Origin of the sequence: Pseudarthrobacter raffinosi, from assembly GCF_023913835.1 — a bacterium.
In the GTDB taxonomy this organism is placed as follows: domain Bacteria; phylum Actinomycetota; class Actinomycetes; order Actinomycetales; family Micrococcaceae; genus Arthrobacter; species Arthrobacter raffinosi.
Genome location: NZ_JAMXBG010000009.1, coordinates 1 through 15,407, shown reverse-complemented (window position 1 = coordinate 15,407; position 15,407 = coordinate 1). Strand labels below are relative to the sequence as shown.

General features: G+C 61.4%; 22 protein-coding genes. 3 read left to right on the top strand and 19 right to left on the bottom strand.

Annotation, left to right across the window (positions count from 1 at the left end):
- Positions 1 to 30: 30 nt before the first annotated feature.
- The 6 genes from NG697_RS10550 to NG697_RS10525 form a co-directional block, all read right to left on the bottom strand.
- Entirely contained in the window at positions 31 to 1,041 is a 1,011-nt protein-coding gene (locus NG697_RS10550) for a DNA-directed RNA polymerase subunit alpha (RefSeq protein WP_056344331.1), read from the bottom strand.
- Positions 1,042 to 1,173: 132 nt separating this feature from the next.
- Complete coding sequence (gene rpsK, locus NG697_RS10545) at positions 1,174 to 1,575, bottom strand: 30S ribosomal protein S11 (RefSeq protein ID WP_018769149.1); 402 nt, start codon at positions 1,573 to 1,575, stop codon at positions 1,174 to 1,176.
- A 51-nt stretch (positions 1,576 to 1,626) separates the two neighbouring features.
- Positions 1,627 to 2,001 (bottom strand): 30S ribosomal protein S13, encoded by a 375-nt coding sequence (rpsM, locus tag NG697_RS10540; RefSeq protein WP_028275004.1) that lies wholly within the window; start codon positions 1,999 to 2,001, stop codon positions 1,627 to 1,629.
- 176 nt (positions 2,002 to 2,177) lie between these two features.
- Positions 2,178 to 2,291 carry a 50S ribosomal protein L36 gene (rpmJ, locus tag NG697_RS10535; protein ID WP_009358722.1) on the bottom strand — a complete coding sequence of 38 codons (114 nt, stop codon included), beginning with the start codon at positions 2,289 to 2,291 and terminating at the stop codon, positions 2,178 to 2,180.
- Between the two features lie 69 nt (positions 2,292 to 2,360).
- A complete protein-coding gene (gene infA / locus NG697_RS10530) occupies positions 2,361 to 2,582 on the bottom strand; it encodes a translation initiation factor IF-1 (RefSeq protein ID WP_009358723.1) in 222 nt (73 codons plus the stop codon).
- A gap of 179 nt (positions 2,583 to 2,761) precedes the next feature.
- Positions 2,762 to 3,721, bottom strand: coding sequence for a P1 family peptidase (locus NG697_RS10525; protein ID WP_252598397.1), 960 nt, complete (start codon positions 3,719 to 3,721; stop codon positions 2,762 to 2,764).
- 221 nt (positions 3,722 to 3,942) lie between these two features.
- Between NG697_RS10525 and NG697_RS10520 the strand changes: the two genes are divergently transcribed.
- From NG697_RS10520 to NG697_RS10510, 3 genes are all read left to right on the top strand, one after another.
- Positions 3,943 to 4,902 (top strand): carbohydrate ABC transporter permease, encoded by a 960-nt coding sequence (locus tag NG697_RS10520; protein ID WP_252567634.1) that lies wholly within the window; start codon positions 3,943 to 3,945, stop codon positions 4,900 to 4,902.
- Positions 4,899 to 5,819 carry a carbohydrate ABC transporter permease gene (locus NG697_RS10515; protein ID WP_252614130.1) on the top strand — a complete coding sequence of 307 codons (921 nt, stop codon included), beginning with the start codon at positions 4,899 to 4,901 and terminating at the stop codon, positions 5,817 to 5,819. The genes NG697_RS10520 and NG697_RS10515 overlap by 4 nt, the downstream gene beginning before the upstream one ends.
- Positions 5,820 to 5,889: 70 nt before the next feature.
- Entirely contained in the window at positions 5,890 to 7,236 is a 1,347-nt protein-coding gene (locus NG697_RS10510; protein ID WP_252598400.1) for an ABC transporter substrate-binding protein, read from the top strand.
- A gap of 118 nt (positions 7,237 to 7,354) precedes the next feature.
- On the opposite strand, the gene map is transcribed toward NG697_RS10510, so the two are convergent.
- From map to NG697_RS10445, 13 genes are all read right to left on the bottom strand, one after another.
- Entirely contained in the window at positions 7,355 to 8,182 is an 828-nt protein-coding gene (map, locus tag NG697_RS10505) for a type I methionyl aminopeptidase (RefSeq protein ID WP_252614217.1), read from the bottom strand.
- A 70-nt stretch (positions 8,183 to 8,252) separates the two neighbouring features.
- Complete coding sequence (locus NG697_RS10500; RefSeq protein WP_181037244.1) at positions 8,253 to 8,822, bottom strand: adenylate kinase; 570 nt, start codon at positions 8,820 to 8,822, stop codon at positions 8,253 to 8,255.
- A 5-nt stretch (positions 8,823 to 8,827) separates the two neighbouring features.
- Positions 8,828 to 10,138, bottom strand: coding sequence for a preprotein translocase subunit SecY (gene secY / locus NG697_RS10495; RefSeq protein WP_252598402.1), 1,311 nt, complete (start codon positions 10,136 to 10,138; stop codon positions 8,828 to 8,830).
- Positions 10,139 to 10,359: 221 nt separating this feature from the next.
- Positions 10,360 to 10,842 carry a 50S ribosomal protein L15 gene (gene rplO, locus NG697_RS10490; protein WP_104062629.1) on the bottom strand — a complete coding sequence of 161 codons (483 nt, stop codon included), beginning with the start codon at positions 10,840 to 10,842 and terminating at the stop codon, positions 10,360 to 10,362.
- The gene (gene rpmD, locus NG697_RS10485; RefSeq protein WP_056344352.1) at positions 10,843 to 11,049 is read right to left on the bottom strand and encodes a 50S ribosomal protein L30; all 207 of its coding nucleotides are present in this window, start codon (positions 11,047 to 11,049) and stop codon (positions 10,843 to 10,845) included.
- A gap of 3 nt (positions 11,050 to 11,052) precedes the next feature.
- Positions 11,053 to 11,781, bottom strand: coding sequence for a 30S ribosomal protein S5 (gene rpsE, locus NG697_RS10480; protein ID WP_252598403.1), 729 nt, complete (start codon positions 11,779 to 11,781; stop codon positions 11,053 to 11,055).
- Entirely contained in the window at positions 11,778 to 12,161 is a 384-nt protein-coding gene (rplR, locus tag NG697_RS10475; RefSeq protein WP_056344358.1) for a 50S ribosomal protein L18, read from the bottom strand. Before rplR ends, rpsE begins: the two co-directional genes overlap by 4 nt.
- A 2-nt stretch (positions 12,162 to 12,163) precedes the next feature.
- On the bottom strand, positions 12,164 to 12,700 hold the full coding sequence (rplF, locus tag NG697_RS10470; RefSeq protein ID WP_056344361.1) for a 50S ribosomal protein L6: 537 nt from the start codon (positions 12,698 to 12,700) through the stop codon (positions 12,164 to 12,166).
- An 18-nt stretch (positions 12,701 to 12,718) separates the two neighbouring features.
- Positions 12,719 to 13,117, bottom strand: a complete 399-nt coding sequence (gene rpsH, locus NG697_RS10465; RefSeq protein ID WP_056344363.1) for a 30S ribosomal protein S8 — start codon at positions 13,115 to 13,117, stop codon at positions 12,719 to 12,721.
- Between the two features lie 78 nt (positions 13,118 to 13,195).
- Positions 13,196 to 13,777 carry a 50S ribosomal protein L5 gene (gene rplE / locus NG697_RS10460; protein WP_056344366.1) on the bottom strand — a complete coding sequence of 194 codons (582 nt, stop codon included), beginning with the start codon at positions 13,775 to 13,777 and terminating at the stop codon, positions 13,196 to 13,198.
- Positions 13,777 to 14,136 carry a 50S ribosomal protein L24 gene (gene rplX, locus NG697_RS10455; protein WP_056344369.1) on the bottom strand — a complete coding sequence of 120 codons (360 nt, stop codon included), beginning with the start codon at positions 14,134 to 14,136 and terminating at the stop codon, positions 13,777 to 13,779. Before rplX ends, rplE begins: the two co-directional genes overlap by 1 nt.
- A 3-nt stretch (positions 14,137 to 14,139) precedes the next feature.
- Positions 14,140 to 14,508, bottom strand: coding sequence for a 50S ribosomal protein L14 (gene rplN, locus NG697_RS10450; protein WP_024366126.1), 369 nt, complete (start codon positions 14,506 to 14,508; stop codon positions 14,140 to 14,142).
- A 429-nt stretch (positions 14,509 to 14,937) separates the two neighbouring features.
- A partial coding sequence (locus NG697_RS10445) for a transposase (RefSeq protein WP_252614129.1) occupies positions 14,938 to 15,407 on the bottom strand: 470 nt, incomplete at its 5' end.

Sequence of the window (15,407 nt, the reverse complement as noted above, 5' to 3'; positions counted from 1 at the left end):
GCATCCAGCCAGCCGGCCAAGATCTGTTTGTTAGAGTTCGTCGTCGCCGAAAGCGGCGTCGTCCTCTTCAATTGCTGCGGCGCGTGCTGCGAGGTCAAAACCGGGAGGCGAGTCCTTGAGGGACAGGCCCAGTTCAACCAGCTTTGCCTTGACCTCGTCAATGGACTTCGCACCGAAGTTACGGATGTCCATGAGGTCAGCCTCGGAGCGTGCAACGAGTTCACCCACGGTGTGGATGCCCTCACGCTTGAGGCAGTTGTAGGAACGGACGGTGAGGTCCAGATCCTCGATCGGCAGTGCCATGTCTGCTGCCAGGGCAGCATCCGTCGGCGACGGGCCAATCTCGATACCTTCAGCTGCGGTGTTCAGCTCGCGGGCAAGACCGAAGAGTTCCACCAGGGTGGTACCTGCGGAAGCAACAGCATCGCGCGGGGCGATGGCCTGCTTGGTCTCGACGTCAACAATGAGCTTGTCGAAGTCGGTGCGCTGCTCAACACGGGTTGCTTCCACGCGGAAAGTAACCTTCAGGACCGGCGAGTAGATCGAGTCGACCGGGATACGGCCGATCTCGGAATCGCCGGACTTGTTCTGAGCTGCCGAAACGTAGCCGCGGCCGCGCTCGATGGTCAGTTCGAGTTCGAACTTGCCCTTCGAGTTCAGCGTGGCAATGTGCAGATCCGGGTTGTGGAATTCGACGCCGGCCGGCGGAGCGATGTCCGCGGCGGTGACGACTCCGGGGCCCTGCTTGCGCAGGTAAGCCACAACCGGCTCATCGTGCTCGGAGGAAACCGACAGGCTCTTGATGTTCAGGATGATCTCAGTGACATCTTCCTTGACACCCGGAACCGTGGTGAACTCGTGCAGCACGCCATCGATCCGGATGCTGGTTACAGCGGCACCGGGGATGGAGGAGAGCAGGGTACGGCGGAGGGAGTTTCCGAGGGTGTAGCCGAAGCCCGGTTCCAGCGGTTCAATGATGAAACGCGAGCGGTTATCGGAGACTACCTCTTCGGAGAGGGTGGGGCGCTGTGCAATGAGCACTTAGGTTTCCTTTCGGCGAGCATCCGCTATATGACGCAACACAGGTGGTGGAAATTCGGTCTGAAGACTTAACGCGGCTGGGCTTGCCCGGACCATTGACGGTCCGGGCAAGCTCAAGCTGCTGGAAAAGCCTTAGACGCGGCGGCGCTTCGGCGGACGGCAGCCGTTGTGCGCTGCGGGGGTGACGTCCTGGATGGAGCCAACCTCCAGGCCAGCGGCCTGCAGCGAGCGGATTGCGGTCTCGCGTCCGGAACCCGGTCCCTTGACGAAAACGTCAACCTTGCGCATGCCGTGCTCCTGCGCACGCTTGGCAGCAGCTTCGGCAGCCATCTGGGCTGCGAACGGGGTGGACTTGCGTGAGCCCTTGAAGCCAACCTCACCTGAGGAAGCCCAAGAGATAACAGCGCCGTTCGGGTCCGTGATGGACACGATGGTGTTGTTAAAAGTGCTCTTGATGTGCGCCTGGCCCAGCGCGATATTCTTTTTGTCCTTCTTACGCGGCTTGCGAACCGCGCCACGAGTCTTCGGGGGCATTTTTTCTCCTACAGAAAGTTATTGGGGGAAGACGAGTCAATCCCGAGGGATTTAACGAGCCTTCTTCTTGCCTGCAACGGTGCGCTTCGGACCCTTACGGGTACGTGCGTTCGTCTTCGTACGCTGTCCGCGCACTGGCAGGCCCTTACGGTGGCGAATACCTTCGTAGCTGCCGATTTCAACCTTGCGGCGGATATCAGCTGCTACTTCGCGGCGAAGGTCACCCTCAACCTTGTAGTTGCCTTCAATGTAGTCACGAAGTTCTACCAGCTGAGCATCGGTGAGGTCCTTAACGCGGACGTCAGCGCTGATGCCAGTGGCAGCCAGGGTTTCGTGTGCACGGGTCTTGCCCACGCCGTAGATGTAAGTAAGCGCAATTTCCAACCGCTTTTCGCGGGGAATGTCTACGCCAGCGAGACGAGCCATAGAGGCAGTGCTCCTTGAATAAACCGGAGGTCGTAGGCAGTACACCCGCACGTTCTGTGCGGCCCCAGCCTCCGACCGGGGGTTAGCTGTCCGGGCTCATACGTCCCAGTTCAGCTTGTGCTGCCTTTTATTTACTTGCGTGGGTTAGCAACCCAGGATTTCCCTCAGGAGGGAAATTAGCCCTGGCGCTGCTTGTGGCGCGGGTTCTCGCAGATCACCATGACCCGGCCATTACGGCGGATCACTTTGCACTTTTCGCAGATCTGCTTGACGCTCGGCTTGACCTTCATGGCATTCCTTTGCGTGTGGCAGTTGGTCAACTGGAGCAGCCGTCAACTCATGCTGAGGCCGCCCAGAATTTACTTGTAGCGGTAGACGATACGACCCCGAGTGAGGTCATAAGGGCTCAGTTCCACCACTACCCGGTCCTCAGGGAGAATCCTGATGTAGTGCTGGCGCATCTTGCCTGAGATGTGCGCGAGTACGATGTGCTTGTTGGTCAGCTCAACGCGAAACATCGCGTTAGGCAGCGCCTCAGTCACAACGCCTTCGATCTCAATGACCCCGTCCTTCTTGGCCATACCCTCCGCTAACTGTTGTTGCCGCAGCCCTGCCGGATTGCACCGGACATGACCACGAACGTTTTTGTTGGATCGGTTATCGCCTCCGGCCCCAAACAGGGCACAGCTGAGCAGACAACCAACAAACCACTTTACTGTAAGTGGGTAGAAAGTCCAAACCAAATATGAAAGTAGACACCTTACCCGGAAATTGGACTTCCCGAAATCCCGTCGAGGATCGCCAAGCGTACGACGTCGGCTGCCGCACTCTGCAGGGTAATGAGACTCACCTGCCGGGCAGTTTCAGTACTCCGGTCCAAAGCCACCTCACCAGTGGCGAGGCAAAAGACAGTATCCCCGTCGGCCAACGTGTGCGACGGATTGAGCGCCCGGGCCAGCCCAGCATGCGCAGCAGAAGCAGTCCGATAGCACTCGGCCACATCGAGCAGGGCGTTTGTGGCCACTACTACAAGCGTTGTGTTCAACGCAGGCGGGCCGGCATCCGCTGACGGGGAATCGGGAACCCGGAAGCGCGCGTCTAAGGGAGGCACGACCGAGCGCGCGGAGGGTTCGGGATTTCCCGGAAGCACCACCGGAAATCCCAAGGCGTTCACTACGGCCAGCGCCCCTACAACAACGCCGTTCTCGAGCGTGACCGATGCCGTACCCACCCCACCTTTGAACTGTCCGCGTCCGATCATCGCGCCAGTGCCGGCGCCCACGCTGCCGCGTCCGACGTCGTGCCCGTCCTTTTCGGCAGCAGCGGCAACGGTGGCCGCGTACCCCATGTCCGCCGTCGGGCGCGCTGAGAAGTCGCCTCCCCGGCCCAGGTCGAAGATCGCGGCGGCGGGAACGATGGGCACCACTCCCCCGGTGACGGCGAATCCCCGGCCGTTTTCCTCGCACCAACGCTGTGCACCGTGGGCCGAGACCAGCCCGTAGGCGCTGCCGCCGGTGAGGACCACGGCGTCCACCGTGGACACCAGCGTGGTGGGATCCAGCGCGTCAGTCTCATGCGTGCCCGGGCCACCGCCCCGGACGTCCACCGACCCGACAGTGCCCGGCGGCGGCAGCACCACGGTGACTCCCGTCAGCCAGCCGTCGCCGGTCTTCTGCTCATGGCCAACCCTGATCCCAGGCACATCCGTGATTGCTCCCATGCGATCCATTCTGCGCTATCGCAGTACAGCACTTCCCGCCCGTCAGGCGAACACTATGCAATACTGCAAGCAACACAGCGTTAATGGGCAATGAAGCCTTCAATAACTATCCTCTGACGAGGGCTTATGCGGGATTCTGCCCACCAGCCGTGTGGTGAAGTATGCCTAGATCCCCTGCCCATCGGCCAGCCATTGCAGGCCCCGATCCGTTAGAGACACCAATGACCCGGCAACTCGCTTCCACGTCACCGGCCAGTCCGCCCGACCAATCCGGTCCGCCCGGCAAACACCAGACCCGGCGCTGGTCCGGCCGGGCCCGGCGGGACTTCTTCGTCTTCCTCGCCCTGGCACTCCCCAACCTGATACTGATCGCAGTATTCACGTACCGGCCCCTCATCAGCAACATCTACTACTCAACCCTCGACTGGACCCTTGGCTCCGCATCGGCCACCGTGGTGGGAATCGACAACTACGTCACGTTCTTCACCAGCGACGACGCCCCCAAGGTACTGGGCACCACCGCCGTGTTCACACTGGTGACCGTCGGCGGCTCCATGCTGCTGGGGCTTGTCATCGCGTTAGCGCTGAACTCCAAGGTACGGGGCACCACGTTTGCCCGGTCCGCTGTCTTCGCTCCTTATGTGCTCTCCGGGGTGGGGGTTGGCCTGGTCTGGCTTTTCATCTTCGATCCGGGATACGGCGTCCTGGCCTGGATTCTCCGCGGCATCGGCCAGCAGAGCCCGCAATGGATCAACGATCCCCAGCTGTCGCTGGTGATGGTCATCCTGGTTTATGTCTGGAAAAACCTTGGCTACTGCGCCGTGGTATACCTCGCGGGCCTGCAGTCACTGCCGCAGGACGTCATGGAGGCTGCCTCGCTGGACGGGGCGAACGGATTCAGGCGCTTCCTCAGCATGTCCATCCCGCTCCTGTCCCCCACCACCTTCTTCCTCCTGATCACCACCATGCTGAGCTCACTCCAGGCGTTCGACCTGATCCGGATCATGACACCCCTCGGAACCGGCACCAGTACCCTGATCTACGAGGCCTACCTGCAGGCGTTCGGCGCGTTCAACAGGGCAGGGTACTCCGCAGCGATTTCCGTGGTCCTCTTCGCCATCCTGCTGGTCATCACTGTCCTGCAGTTGCGTTTCGTGGAACGGAAGGTGCACTACTCATGAGTTCGCTCTCTCCGGTCAACCCTGACCCAACGGCTCCCCCTGTCGCACCGTCCGAAACTTTCATCCCCCGGGACCGGCCCTTCTCGGCACGGAACCTCATCCAGACCATCGCCGGCGGCTACGTTCCCCTGCTGCTGGCAACGCTGGTGGTTTTCCTGCCCTTGCTGTGGATGATCCTGAGCTCCTTCAAGCTGCCAGGGGAAATCATCACCATGGACCTTAAAATCCTGCCGGCGAGCCTGAACCCGGAGAACTACAACATTGCGATGACTACCGTGCCGTTCGCGCAGTTCTTCATCAACAGCACCATCGTCACGGTGGTGGGCTCAACTATTAAAGTCCTGCTGGCCATCCTCACGGCCTACGCACTGGTATTCGTGCGCTTCCCCTTCAGGAACGCCATCTTCATCCTCATCCTTGTGGCCCTGATGGTCCCGCCGCAGGTCTCCATCCTGCCGAACTACATCCTGATCGCCGGGCTAGGCGGCAAGAACACCCTGTGGGGCATCATCCTGCCGGGGCTTGGCACAGCGTTCGGGACGTTCCTGCTGAGGCAGCACTTCCTGACGCTGCCTGCCTCCATCCTCGAGTCCGCCGAGATCGACGGCGCCGGGCACTGGCGCCGCCTGTGGCAGATCGTGGTCCCCGTGTCCATTCCCTCCATTGCCACCGTGGCGCTGGTGACGGTGGTCAGCGAATGGAACGAATACATCTGGCCGCTGATCATCACCGACCGTCCGGAAACCATGACGTTGCCCGTTGGCCTGACGCTGCTGCAGAACTCCGAAAGCAACGCCTCCGGCTGGGGCATCCTCATGGCCGGCGCCGTGCTGGTCATCGTGCCCATCCTGGTGGTCTTCGCAGCGCTCCAGCGTTACATCGTCGCGGGCCTCACCCAAGGCAGCGTGACCGGCTGACCCCGGCTCCGCCGTCGTTCTTCCACCCCAACAGCAAGACCTTCCTAGGCAACAACCGAAAGGAACCATCATGGCAACAAATCTGGACCGGAGGCATTTCCTGGGGCTGGCTGGCGTAACGGCCGGCGCCGCAGCGCTTTCCGCCTGCGGGGGGCCTGATACCGGCGGCACCACCACCTCAACGGAAGCCGCGGAAATCGACTTCAGCGGCGTGAAGCCGGCGGCGAAGATCGACTTCTGGACCAACCACCCGGGCAAGTCCCAGGACGTCGAGAAGGCCATCATCGAAAAGTTCCACGCGAAGTACCCGGATATCCAGATCAACCTGGTAACGGCCGGCGCGAACTACGAGGAAATCGCCCAGAAGTTCCAGACGTCCCAGGCCGCCAAATCGGGACTGCCCGGAGTAGTCGTGCTGTCCGACGTCTGGTGGTTCCGCTACTTCACCAACGGCAGCATCATTCCGGTCGACGGGCTCATCAAGGAACTGGACATCAAGGTTGACGATTTCCGCCAGTCCCTGGTGGATGACTACAAGTACGATGACCGGCAGTGGGCGCTCCCGTACGGGCGGTCCACGCCGCTGTTCTACTACAACAAGGACCACTTCGCCGCCGCCGGCCTGCCGGACCGGGCACCGGCAACATGGCAGGAATTCGGCGAATGGGCCCCCAAGCTGAAAGCGTCCTCCGGGGCGCAGTACGCCTACATCTATCCCGCCCTGGCTGGCTACGCCGGCTGGACACTGCAGAACAATCTCTGGGGCTGGGGCGGCGCGTGGTCCAAGGATTGGGAGATCACGTGCGATTCACCCGAAGCCGTGGAAGCCCTGCAGTGGGCCCAGGACTCGATCTACAAGCACAACTGGGCCGGCGTCTCGTCCAAGGAAGCCGCTGACGACTTCTCTGCCGGCCTGACGTCCTCCACCATTTCCTCCACGGGCTCGCTTCTGGGCGTCCTGAAGTCCGCCACGTTCAACGTCGGCGTCGGCTTCCTGCCAGGCGGGCCTAAGGAGACCAGCGGCGTGTGCCCCACCGGCGGCGCAGGGCTGGGCATCCCCAGCGGCATTAGCAAAGAGGAACAGCTCGCCGCAGGAACGTTCCTGAAGTTCATGACCGAGCCGGAAAACACGGCAGCGTTCTCCGCTGCCACCGGTTACATGCCCACCCGTACGTCGGCGGACATGGCCACGGTGCTGGCACAGACTCCCCAGATCAAAACCGCCATGGACCAGCTCGCCGTGACCAAGGTCCAGGACCGGGCCCGCGTGTTCCTGCCCGGGGCTGACCAGGAGATGGCCAAGGCCGCCGCCAAGATCCTCACCCAACAGGGCGACGTGAAGGCCACCTTGACCGAGCTGAAGAAGACCCTCGAAGGCATCTACACCAAGGACGTCAAGCCCAAGCTCAAGGCCTGACCCTCCCCTCCACCTGCGACACGCAAAATCCTTGCCGCTACCGGCATTCAGGTAGCGACAGGGATTTTGCGCGTCGGGAGCGCATTAGCGCGTCGGGAGCGCATTAGCGCGTCGAAACCTACGGGATCGGAACCGGTACGACGCCGAGCGGCACCAGGTGCTCCGCTCCGCCGTCGGGGGCTGAGAGTACCCAGATCCCCTTTTCGTGGACCGCAACCGAGTGCTCCCATTGGCAGGAGCGCTTGCCGTCGGTGGTCACCACGGTCCAGTCGTCCTCCAGCACGGCGGTGTCGATGCTGCCGCAGACCAGCATGGGCTCGATCGCCAGGCAGAGTCCGGGCTTGATCTTGGGACCGCGGTGGCTCGTGCGGTAGTTCAGGACATCCGGGGCCATGTGCATCTCGGAGCCGATGCCGTGGCCCACGTAGTCCTCCAGGATGCCCAGCGGCTTGCCCGGCACGGAGGAGACGTAGTCGTCGATGGCGGCGCCGATGTCGCCCACATGGCTTCCCGTGGCCAAGGCGGCGATGCCGCGCCACATGGCTGCCTGAGTGACGTCGGAAAGCCGCTGGTCCTCGGGGTCGGCCTGGCCCACAATGACGGTCCGTGCAGAATCGGAATGCCAGCCGTCAACAATCGCGCCGCCGTCGATCGAGATGATGTCGCCGTCCTTGAGGACCTTGCCGCCGGGGATGCCGTGCACCACTTCCTCGTTCACTGAGGTACAGATAGTGGCGGGGAAGCCGTGGTAGCCGAGGAAGTTCGACTTGGCGCCGGCCTCGTTCAGCACTGCGGCGAAGACGTCGTCCAGCTGCTTGGTGGTAACGCCTGGAGCGGCTGCGGCCACCGCTGCGTCCAGCGCACGGTTCAGCACCAGCCCGGCGTCACGCATGATGCGCATCTGGGCGTTGGTCTTGTATTCGATACGGGGCTGGCCGAAGGCCATGGTGTGTCCTCTCAATGGCTGAGGCTCCTCCCGGATGCCGGGAGGAGCCTCGGAAAAGCATGTTGCGGGCTTAGGCGGCCTGGGCTGCCTTGATGGCCTGCATCACGCGGTCGGTGACCTCGTCGATGCCGCCGATGCCGTCAACCTGGGTCAGGATGCCGCGTTCGGCATACTTGGCCACAACGGCCTCGGTCTGCTCGTGGTACAGGTCCAGGCGGTGGCGGATAACGGCTTCGTTGTCGTCGCTCCGGCCGGTTTCCTTGGCACGGCCCAACAGGCGCGAGACGAGTTCCTCGTCGTCGGCCGTGAGCTGCAGGACGACGTCGAGCTTTTCTTCGCTGTTCGCGAGGATCCCGTCCAGGTAGTCCACCTGCGCCGTGGTGCGCGGGTAGCCGTCCAGGAGGAAGCCGTTCTCGACGTCGGACTCGCTGAGGCGGTCGCGGACCATCTTGTTGGTGACGCTGTCCGGAACAAAGTCCCCGGCGTCCATGTACTTCTTGGCCTCGATGCCAAGAGGAGTTTCGCCCTTCACGTTGGCGCGGAAGATATCACCGGTGGAAATCGCCACGACGCCGAGGCGCTCCGAAATACGTTCCGCTTGCGTTCCTTTTCCGGAACCGGGGGGTCCAATAATCAACATTTTCGTCATCGCAAAAGCCCTTCGTAGTGACGTTGCTGTAGCTGCGCATCTATTTGCTTGACGGTTTCAAGGCCAACGCCCACCATGATCAGGATCGAGGTGCCACCGAACGGGAAGTTCTGGTTCGCGTTGATCAGTACCAGCGCCACCAGCGGAATCAGTGCCACGAAGCCCAGGTACAGGGCTCCGGGCAGCGTGATCCGGGAGAGCACGTACTGCAGGTAATCCGCGGTCGGTTTTCCGGCACGGATACCCGGGATGAAACCGCCGTACTTCTTCATGTTGTCCGAGACCTCTTCAGGGTTGAAGGTGATCGCGACATAGAAGTAGGTGAAGAACACGATCATGGCGAAGTACAGCGCCATGTAGATCGGGTGGTCTCCTCGGGTCAGGTTGTTGTTGATCCACTCAACCCACGGCGCGAGCGCCTCGCCCGCTTTGGGCTGGTTGAACTGTGAGATCAGTCCCGGCAGGTAGAGCATGGAGGATGCGAAGATCACGGGGATCACGCCTGCCATGTTCACCTTGATGGGGATGTAGGTGTTGGTGCCGCCGACGGTCCGGCGTCCGATCATTCGCTTGGCGTACTGCACCGGGACACGGCGCTGGGACTGCTCCACGAAGACCACCAGGGCAACCGTCACCAGGCCGATGACCAGGACCATAAAGAACGTGCCCGGGCCCTGTGAGCTCCAGATGGCGCCCAGGGACGTGGGGAACGTTGCGGCGATGGAGGTGAAGATGAGCAGCGACATGCCGTTGCCCACACCCTTTTCGGTGACGAGTTCGCCCATCCACATGATGAGTCCGGTACCGGCGGTCAGCGTAATGATCAGCAGGATGGTGGTGATGATGCTGTCGTCAGGAATGATCGGCAGGGCACAGCCCGGAAGCAACTGGCCTGAACGTGCCAGCGACACCAGCGTCGTGGCGTTCAGCAGGCCTAGGGCAATGGTGAGGTAACGCGTGTACTGGGTGAGCTGGGACTGCCCGGAGGCGCCCTCCTCGTACAGCTCCTGGAACCGGGGAATGACCACCCGGAGCAGCTGCACGATGATGCTGGCCGTGATGTACGGCATGATGCCCAGCGCGAAGATGGACACCTGAAGCAAGGCACCGCCGCTGAACAGGTTGACGAGCTGATAAAGCCCGCCAGCGGTCTGACCGTTCTGCAAGCATTGCTGGACATTCTGGTAGTTCACACCAGGCGAGGGGATGAATGCACCCAAGCGGAAGATTGTGATGATTGCCAGCGTGAACAACAACTTGCGTCGCAGGTCAGGCGTGCGAAAGGCCCGGCCAAATGCGCTAAGCAAGCGTCCTCCTGTGTTGTTTATAAGCGTGGTGTGATGGGGGATAATAATCCCAACAACAGAGTCTAACGGGTGGATTGGCCATGCGAACAATCCAAGAACCCGCGCTTGCGGCGAACGGCCGGAAATGGTCGGCCAGTGGATGTGAAAAAAAACTCCCGGCGTGCAGGGCCCTGGGGGCCTTGCACGCCGGGAGTTCACAACGGGCGTTCGCCCACCGTCTACTAGAGAGCGGTGGTGCTTCCGCCTGCTGCTGCAATCTTTTCTGCGGCGCTGGCCGAGAATGCGTGGACGGTGACGTCAACCTTGACGGTGATGTCGCCGGTGCCAAGCACCTTGACGGGCTGGTTCTTGCGAACGGCACCCTTCTCGACCAGGTTCTCCACGGTGACTGTGCCACCTTCGGGGAACAGCTCGTTGAGCTTGTCCAGGTTTACAACCTGGAACTCAACCCGGAACGGGTTCTTGAAGCCGCGCAGCTTCGGCAGGCGCATGTGCAGCGGCAACTGGCCGCCGGCAAAGCCAGCCTTGATCTGGTAGCGGGCCTTCGTACCCTTGGTACCGCGACCAGCGGTCTTACCCTTGGAACCTTCACCACGACCAACTCGGGTCTTGGCGGTCTTGGCACCCGGGGCGGGACGCAGGTGGTGAACCTTCAGTGTGTTCTGCTTCTCAGCAGTCTCTGCGGCGATCTTTTTCTCTGCCATTTACTTCGCCTCCTCTACCTTTACCAGGTGCGGAACCGTGTTGAGCATTCCAACAGTCACGGCGTCCGCGGTGCGGACAACGGTGTGTCCGATCCGCTTCAGGCCGAGGGACCGAAGGGTGTCGCGCTGGTTCTGCTTGCCGCCAATGGCGGACTTGATCTGAGTGATCTCCAACTGAAGGTCGGAGGGAATCAGGTTCTTAGCCATGGCTTAGACACCCGCCTTCTGGTTCAGGATTGCCTTCACCATTGCCGGCGGAGCAACCTCGTCCAGCGGCAGGCCGCGGCGTGCTGCCACTGCTGCCGGCTCTTCGAGCTGCTTCAGCGCAGCAACAGTCGCGTGAACGATGTTGATGGCGTTGGAGGAACCCAGCGACTTGGAGAGGATGTCGTGGATGCCCACGCACTCCAAGATGGCGCGGACCGGACCACCGGCAATAACACCGGTACCGGCGGAAGCCGGACGCAGCATTACGACGCCGGCAGCGGCCTCACCCTGAACGCGGTGCGGGATGGTGTTCCCAATCCGGGGAACGCGGAAGAAGGACTTCTTGGCCTCTTCAACGCCCTTCGCGATTGCGGCGGGAACTTCCTTAGCCTTGCCGTAGCCGACGCCGACCATGCCGTTACCGTCACCAACGACGACCAGAGCGGTGAAGCTGAAGCGACGACCGCCCTTGACCACCTTGGAAACGCGGTTGATGGTGACAACGCGTTCAATGAACTGGCTCTTCTCGGCTTCGCGGCCGCCGTCGCGGCCACCACGGCCACCACGGCCGCCGTCGCGACCGCCCTGGCCCTTGTCGCCACGCTCGCCACGACGAGCGCCACCACGGCGGTCATCGGCAGCAGCTGCGGGCGCAGTGGCCGGAGCAGCTACGGCTTCAGTAGCCTTCTGATCTGCAGACACAGTGTCCTTTTCCTTGTTTGCTTCCGTCACAGTGACAGCCCACCTTCACGTGCGCCGTCAGCGACAGCAGCAATCCGGCCGTGGTACTTGTTACCACCGCGGTCGAAGACAACAGCTTCGATACCGGCAGCCTTGGCACGAGCGGCAACGAGCTCGCCAACGCGCTTGGCCTTGGCGGTCTTGTCGCCTTCGAATGCACGAAGGTCGGCTTCCAGTGTGGAGGCGCTTGCTACGGTCAGGCCCTTGGTGTCATCGACAACCTGGACGAATACGTGGCGTGCGGAGCGGTTGACGACCAGACGAGGACGTACAGCCGTGCCGGAGATGCGCTTGCGGATACGAAGCTGGCGGCGGCTGCGCGAAGCAGACTTGCTCTTGTTCGTACGCTTCTTGTTAATTGAGATGGCCATGGTTACTTACCAGCCTTTCCGACCTTGCGGCGGATGACTTCGCCTGCGTAGCGGATGCCCTTGCCCTTGTAGGGGTCCGGCTTCCGCAGCTTGCGAATGTTGGCAGCAACCTCGCCGACCTGCTGCTTGTTGATACCTGAAACAGAGAGCTTGGTCGGGGTCTCAACTGCAAAGGTGATGCCGTCCGGTGCGGTGACATTTACCGGGTGGCTGTAGCCGAGAGCGAACTCAAGGTCAGATCCCTTGGCCTGAACGCGGTAACCAGTACCAACGATTTCAAGCTTCTTCTCGTAGCCCTTGGTAACGCCCTCGATCATGTTGGAGATCAGGGTGCGGGTCAGGCCGTGGAGTGAACGGGAGGCGCGCTCGTCGTTCGGGCGGGCGACAGTCAGGGTCTCTGCTTCCAGGGAAACCTCGATCGGGCTGGCCACAGTGTGGTTCAGCTCGCCTTTGGCACCCTTGACGCTGACGACAGAGCCGTCAACCTTGACCTCAACGCCGGCAGGAACGGTGATGGGGAGACGTCCAATACGTGACATTATTCTCTTCCTTTCCCGTTACCAGACGTAGGCGAGGACTTCGCCGCCCACGCCCTTCTTGCCGGCTTGCTTATCAGTCAAGAGGCCGGAAGAGGTGGACAGGATTGCGACACCCAGGCCACCGAGCACGTGCGGGAGGTTGGTGGACTTTGCGTAAACACGCAGGCCCGGCTTGGAAATACGGCGAACGCCAGCGATTGAACGCTCGCGGTTCGGTCCGAACTTAAGGTCCAGGGTCAGCTTCTTGCCAACCTCTGCGTCTTCTTCTTTCCAGGAGGCGATGTAACCTTCAGCCTTCAGGATGTCGGCAACGCGTGCCTTGAGCTTGCTGTACGGCATGGACACGGAATCGTGGTAAGCCGAGTTTGCATTGCGCAGACGCGTAAGCATGTCTGCGACCGGATCAGTCATTGTCATTTGGGCTCTTGCCCTTCCTCATAACGGTTTCCTCGCTGCTGCATGAAGCATCAGCGAAGGACCTGTTACGTAGTTAGATTAGTCTTCGGCCTTGAACGGGAAACCAAGCGCCTTGAGCAGCGCGCGGCCTTCGTCATCGGTCTTGGCGGTGGTTACAACCGTGATGTCCATGCCGCGAACGCGGTCAATGGAATCCTGGTCGATTTCGTGGAACATAACCTGCTCGGTCAGACCGAAGGTGTAGTTGCCGTTGCCGTCGAACTGCTTGCCACTGAGGCCGCGGAAGTCGCGGATACGGGGCAGAGCCAGCGTGACCAGACGATCCAGGAATTCCCACATGCGGTCTCCACGCAGAGTTGCGTGTGCGCCGATGGGCATGCCTTCGCGCAGCTTGAACTGTGCGATCGACTTGCGGGCCTTGGTTACCTGCGGCTTCTGGCCGGTGATCAGGGTCAGATCGCGGACAGCGCCGTCGATCAGCTTGGAGTCCTTAGCGGCATCTCCAACACCCATGTTCACAACGACCTTCACCAGGCGGGGAACCTGGTTAACGTTGCTGTACTTGAATTCCTCAACGAGCGTGCTCTTGATGGAATCGGCGTACTTGGTCTTCAGACGAGGAACGATCTTCGCTGCCGGAGTCTCGAGAGTCTCAGTCATTAGATGTCCTTCCCGGAGCTCTTGGCCACGCGGACACGCACGTCGCGCTTCACGCCATTGCGCTCCACGGTCTCGGTGCGGAAACCAACGCGGGTGGGCTTCTTGGTGGACGGGTCAACCAGAGCCACGTTGGAGATGTGGACCGAAGCTTCTACGACCTCGATGCCACCAGTCTTGGTGCCGCGCTGCGACTGACCGGCCTTCGTGTGCTTGGTTACGCGGTTAATGCCTTCGACCAACACGCGGTTGGTCTCCGGGAATACGCGCAGAACCTTGCCCTGCTTGCCTTTGTCGCCGCCGCGCTCAGCCTTGGCGCCAGTGATGACCTGAACGAGGTCACCCTTTTTGATCTTAGCCATGGACTAGAGCACCTCCGGAGCCAGAGAAACGATCTTCATGAACTTCTTGTCACGAAGTTCACGACCAACCGGTCCGAAGATACGGGTACCGCGGGGGTCACCGTCAGCCTTCAGGATCACAGCTGCGTTCTCGTCAAACTTGATATAGGAACCATCCGCACGGCGGCGTTCCTTCTTGGTACGGACGATGACTGCCTTAACAACATCGCCCTTCTTTACGTTGCCGCCCGGAATTGCATCCTTGACGGTAGCGACGATGACGTCGCCAATGCCTGCGTAGCGACGGCCAGATCCACCGAGAACGCGAATGGTAAGGATTTCCTTAGCACCCGTGTTGTCGGCGACCTTGAGTCGCGACTCCTGCTGAATCACTATTTACTCCTTGCGTCGCGCCGGTTCTCAGACCGAAAATCTTCCTACGGAATGAGCCTTGCGGAACGGTTGATCGGGGTGTCTCTTGACCTGCCTGGATTTTGCCAGACCAGGCCTAAACGCCCGTGCCAAAAACATTTGCTTCCCAAGCGGATCCGGACAGGTCCAAAGCACGAGGGGGCACTATGCCGTGGCACGATTGTTTACGAGGTTGATGACGGCGCACAGAGGGCGCCATACAAACTCAATATCCTAGCACAGTTAGGGCAATCTCCCATATCACACGGCGGCAGCCAGAGCACAACTGCTGGACACCAGTAAGCGCCGCAGAGCCGGCAACGCACGACGGCGTCACGCACGGCACGCTTTCGGCCCGCCGGCGGTGCCGCTCCCCCGGAAACCTGGCGTCCCGCCGTNGACGGGTAGGGGTCAGGCTGCGGGTGCGAGAGTGACGGTGTAGCCGAGGGCTTCGAGCTGGCGGATGTGGTTGCGTTTGCTGGTCTCTGGGTTGGTATGGCGGCTGAAGTAGTCGGGCCCGAGGTCGTTGAACCGTGCGTCCGGGTTCTCCAGCAGGTGCCAGATGATCACGAGGATGGAACGTCCGGTGGCGACGATGGCGCGTTTCTTGCCCCGACGCCGCGCGAGCCTCTGGTGGCGTTCGCCCAGAAAGGTGTGAGTTTTGCTGGCCCCGACGGCGGCCTCGCCTAGGACCCGGGCGAGATAGCGGTTACCGTGACCGGTCGAACCGTTTCCCTTGGTCTTGCCTGCGGAGGAGTTGATGCCCGGGGAGAACTTCGCCCAGGAACACAGGTGCCCCGCGGTCGGGAACCGTGACATGTCTACCCCGATTTCGGCGATAATAGCGGCAGCAGCGACGGGGCCGATGCCCGGGATCTCAT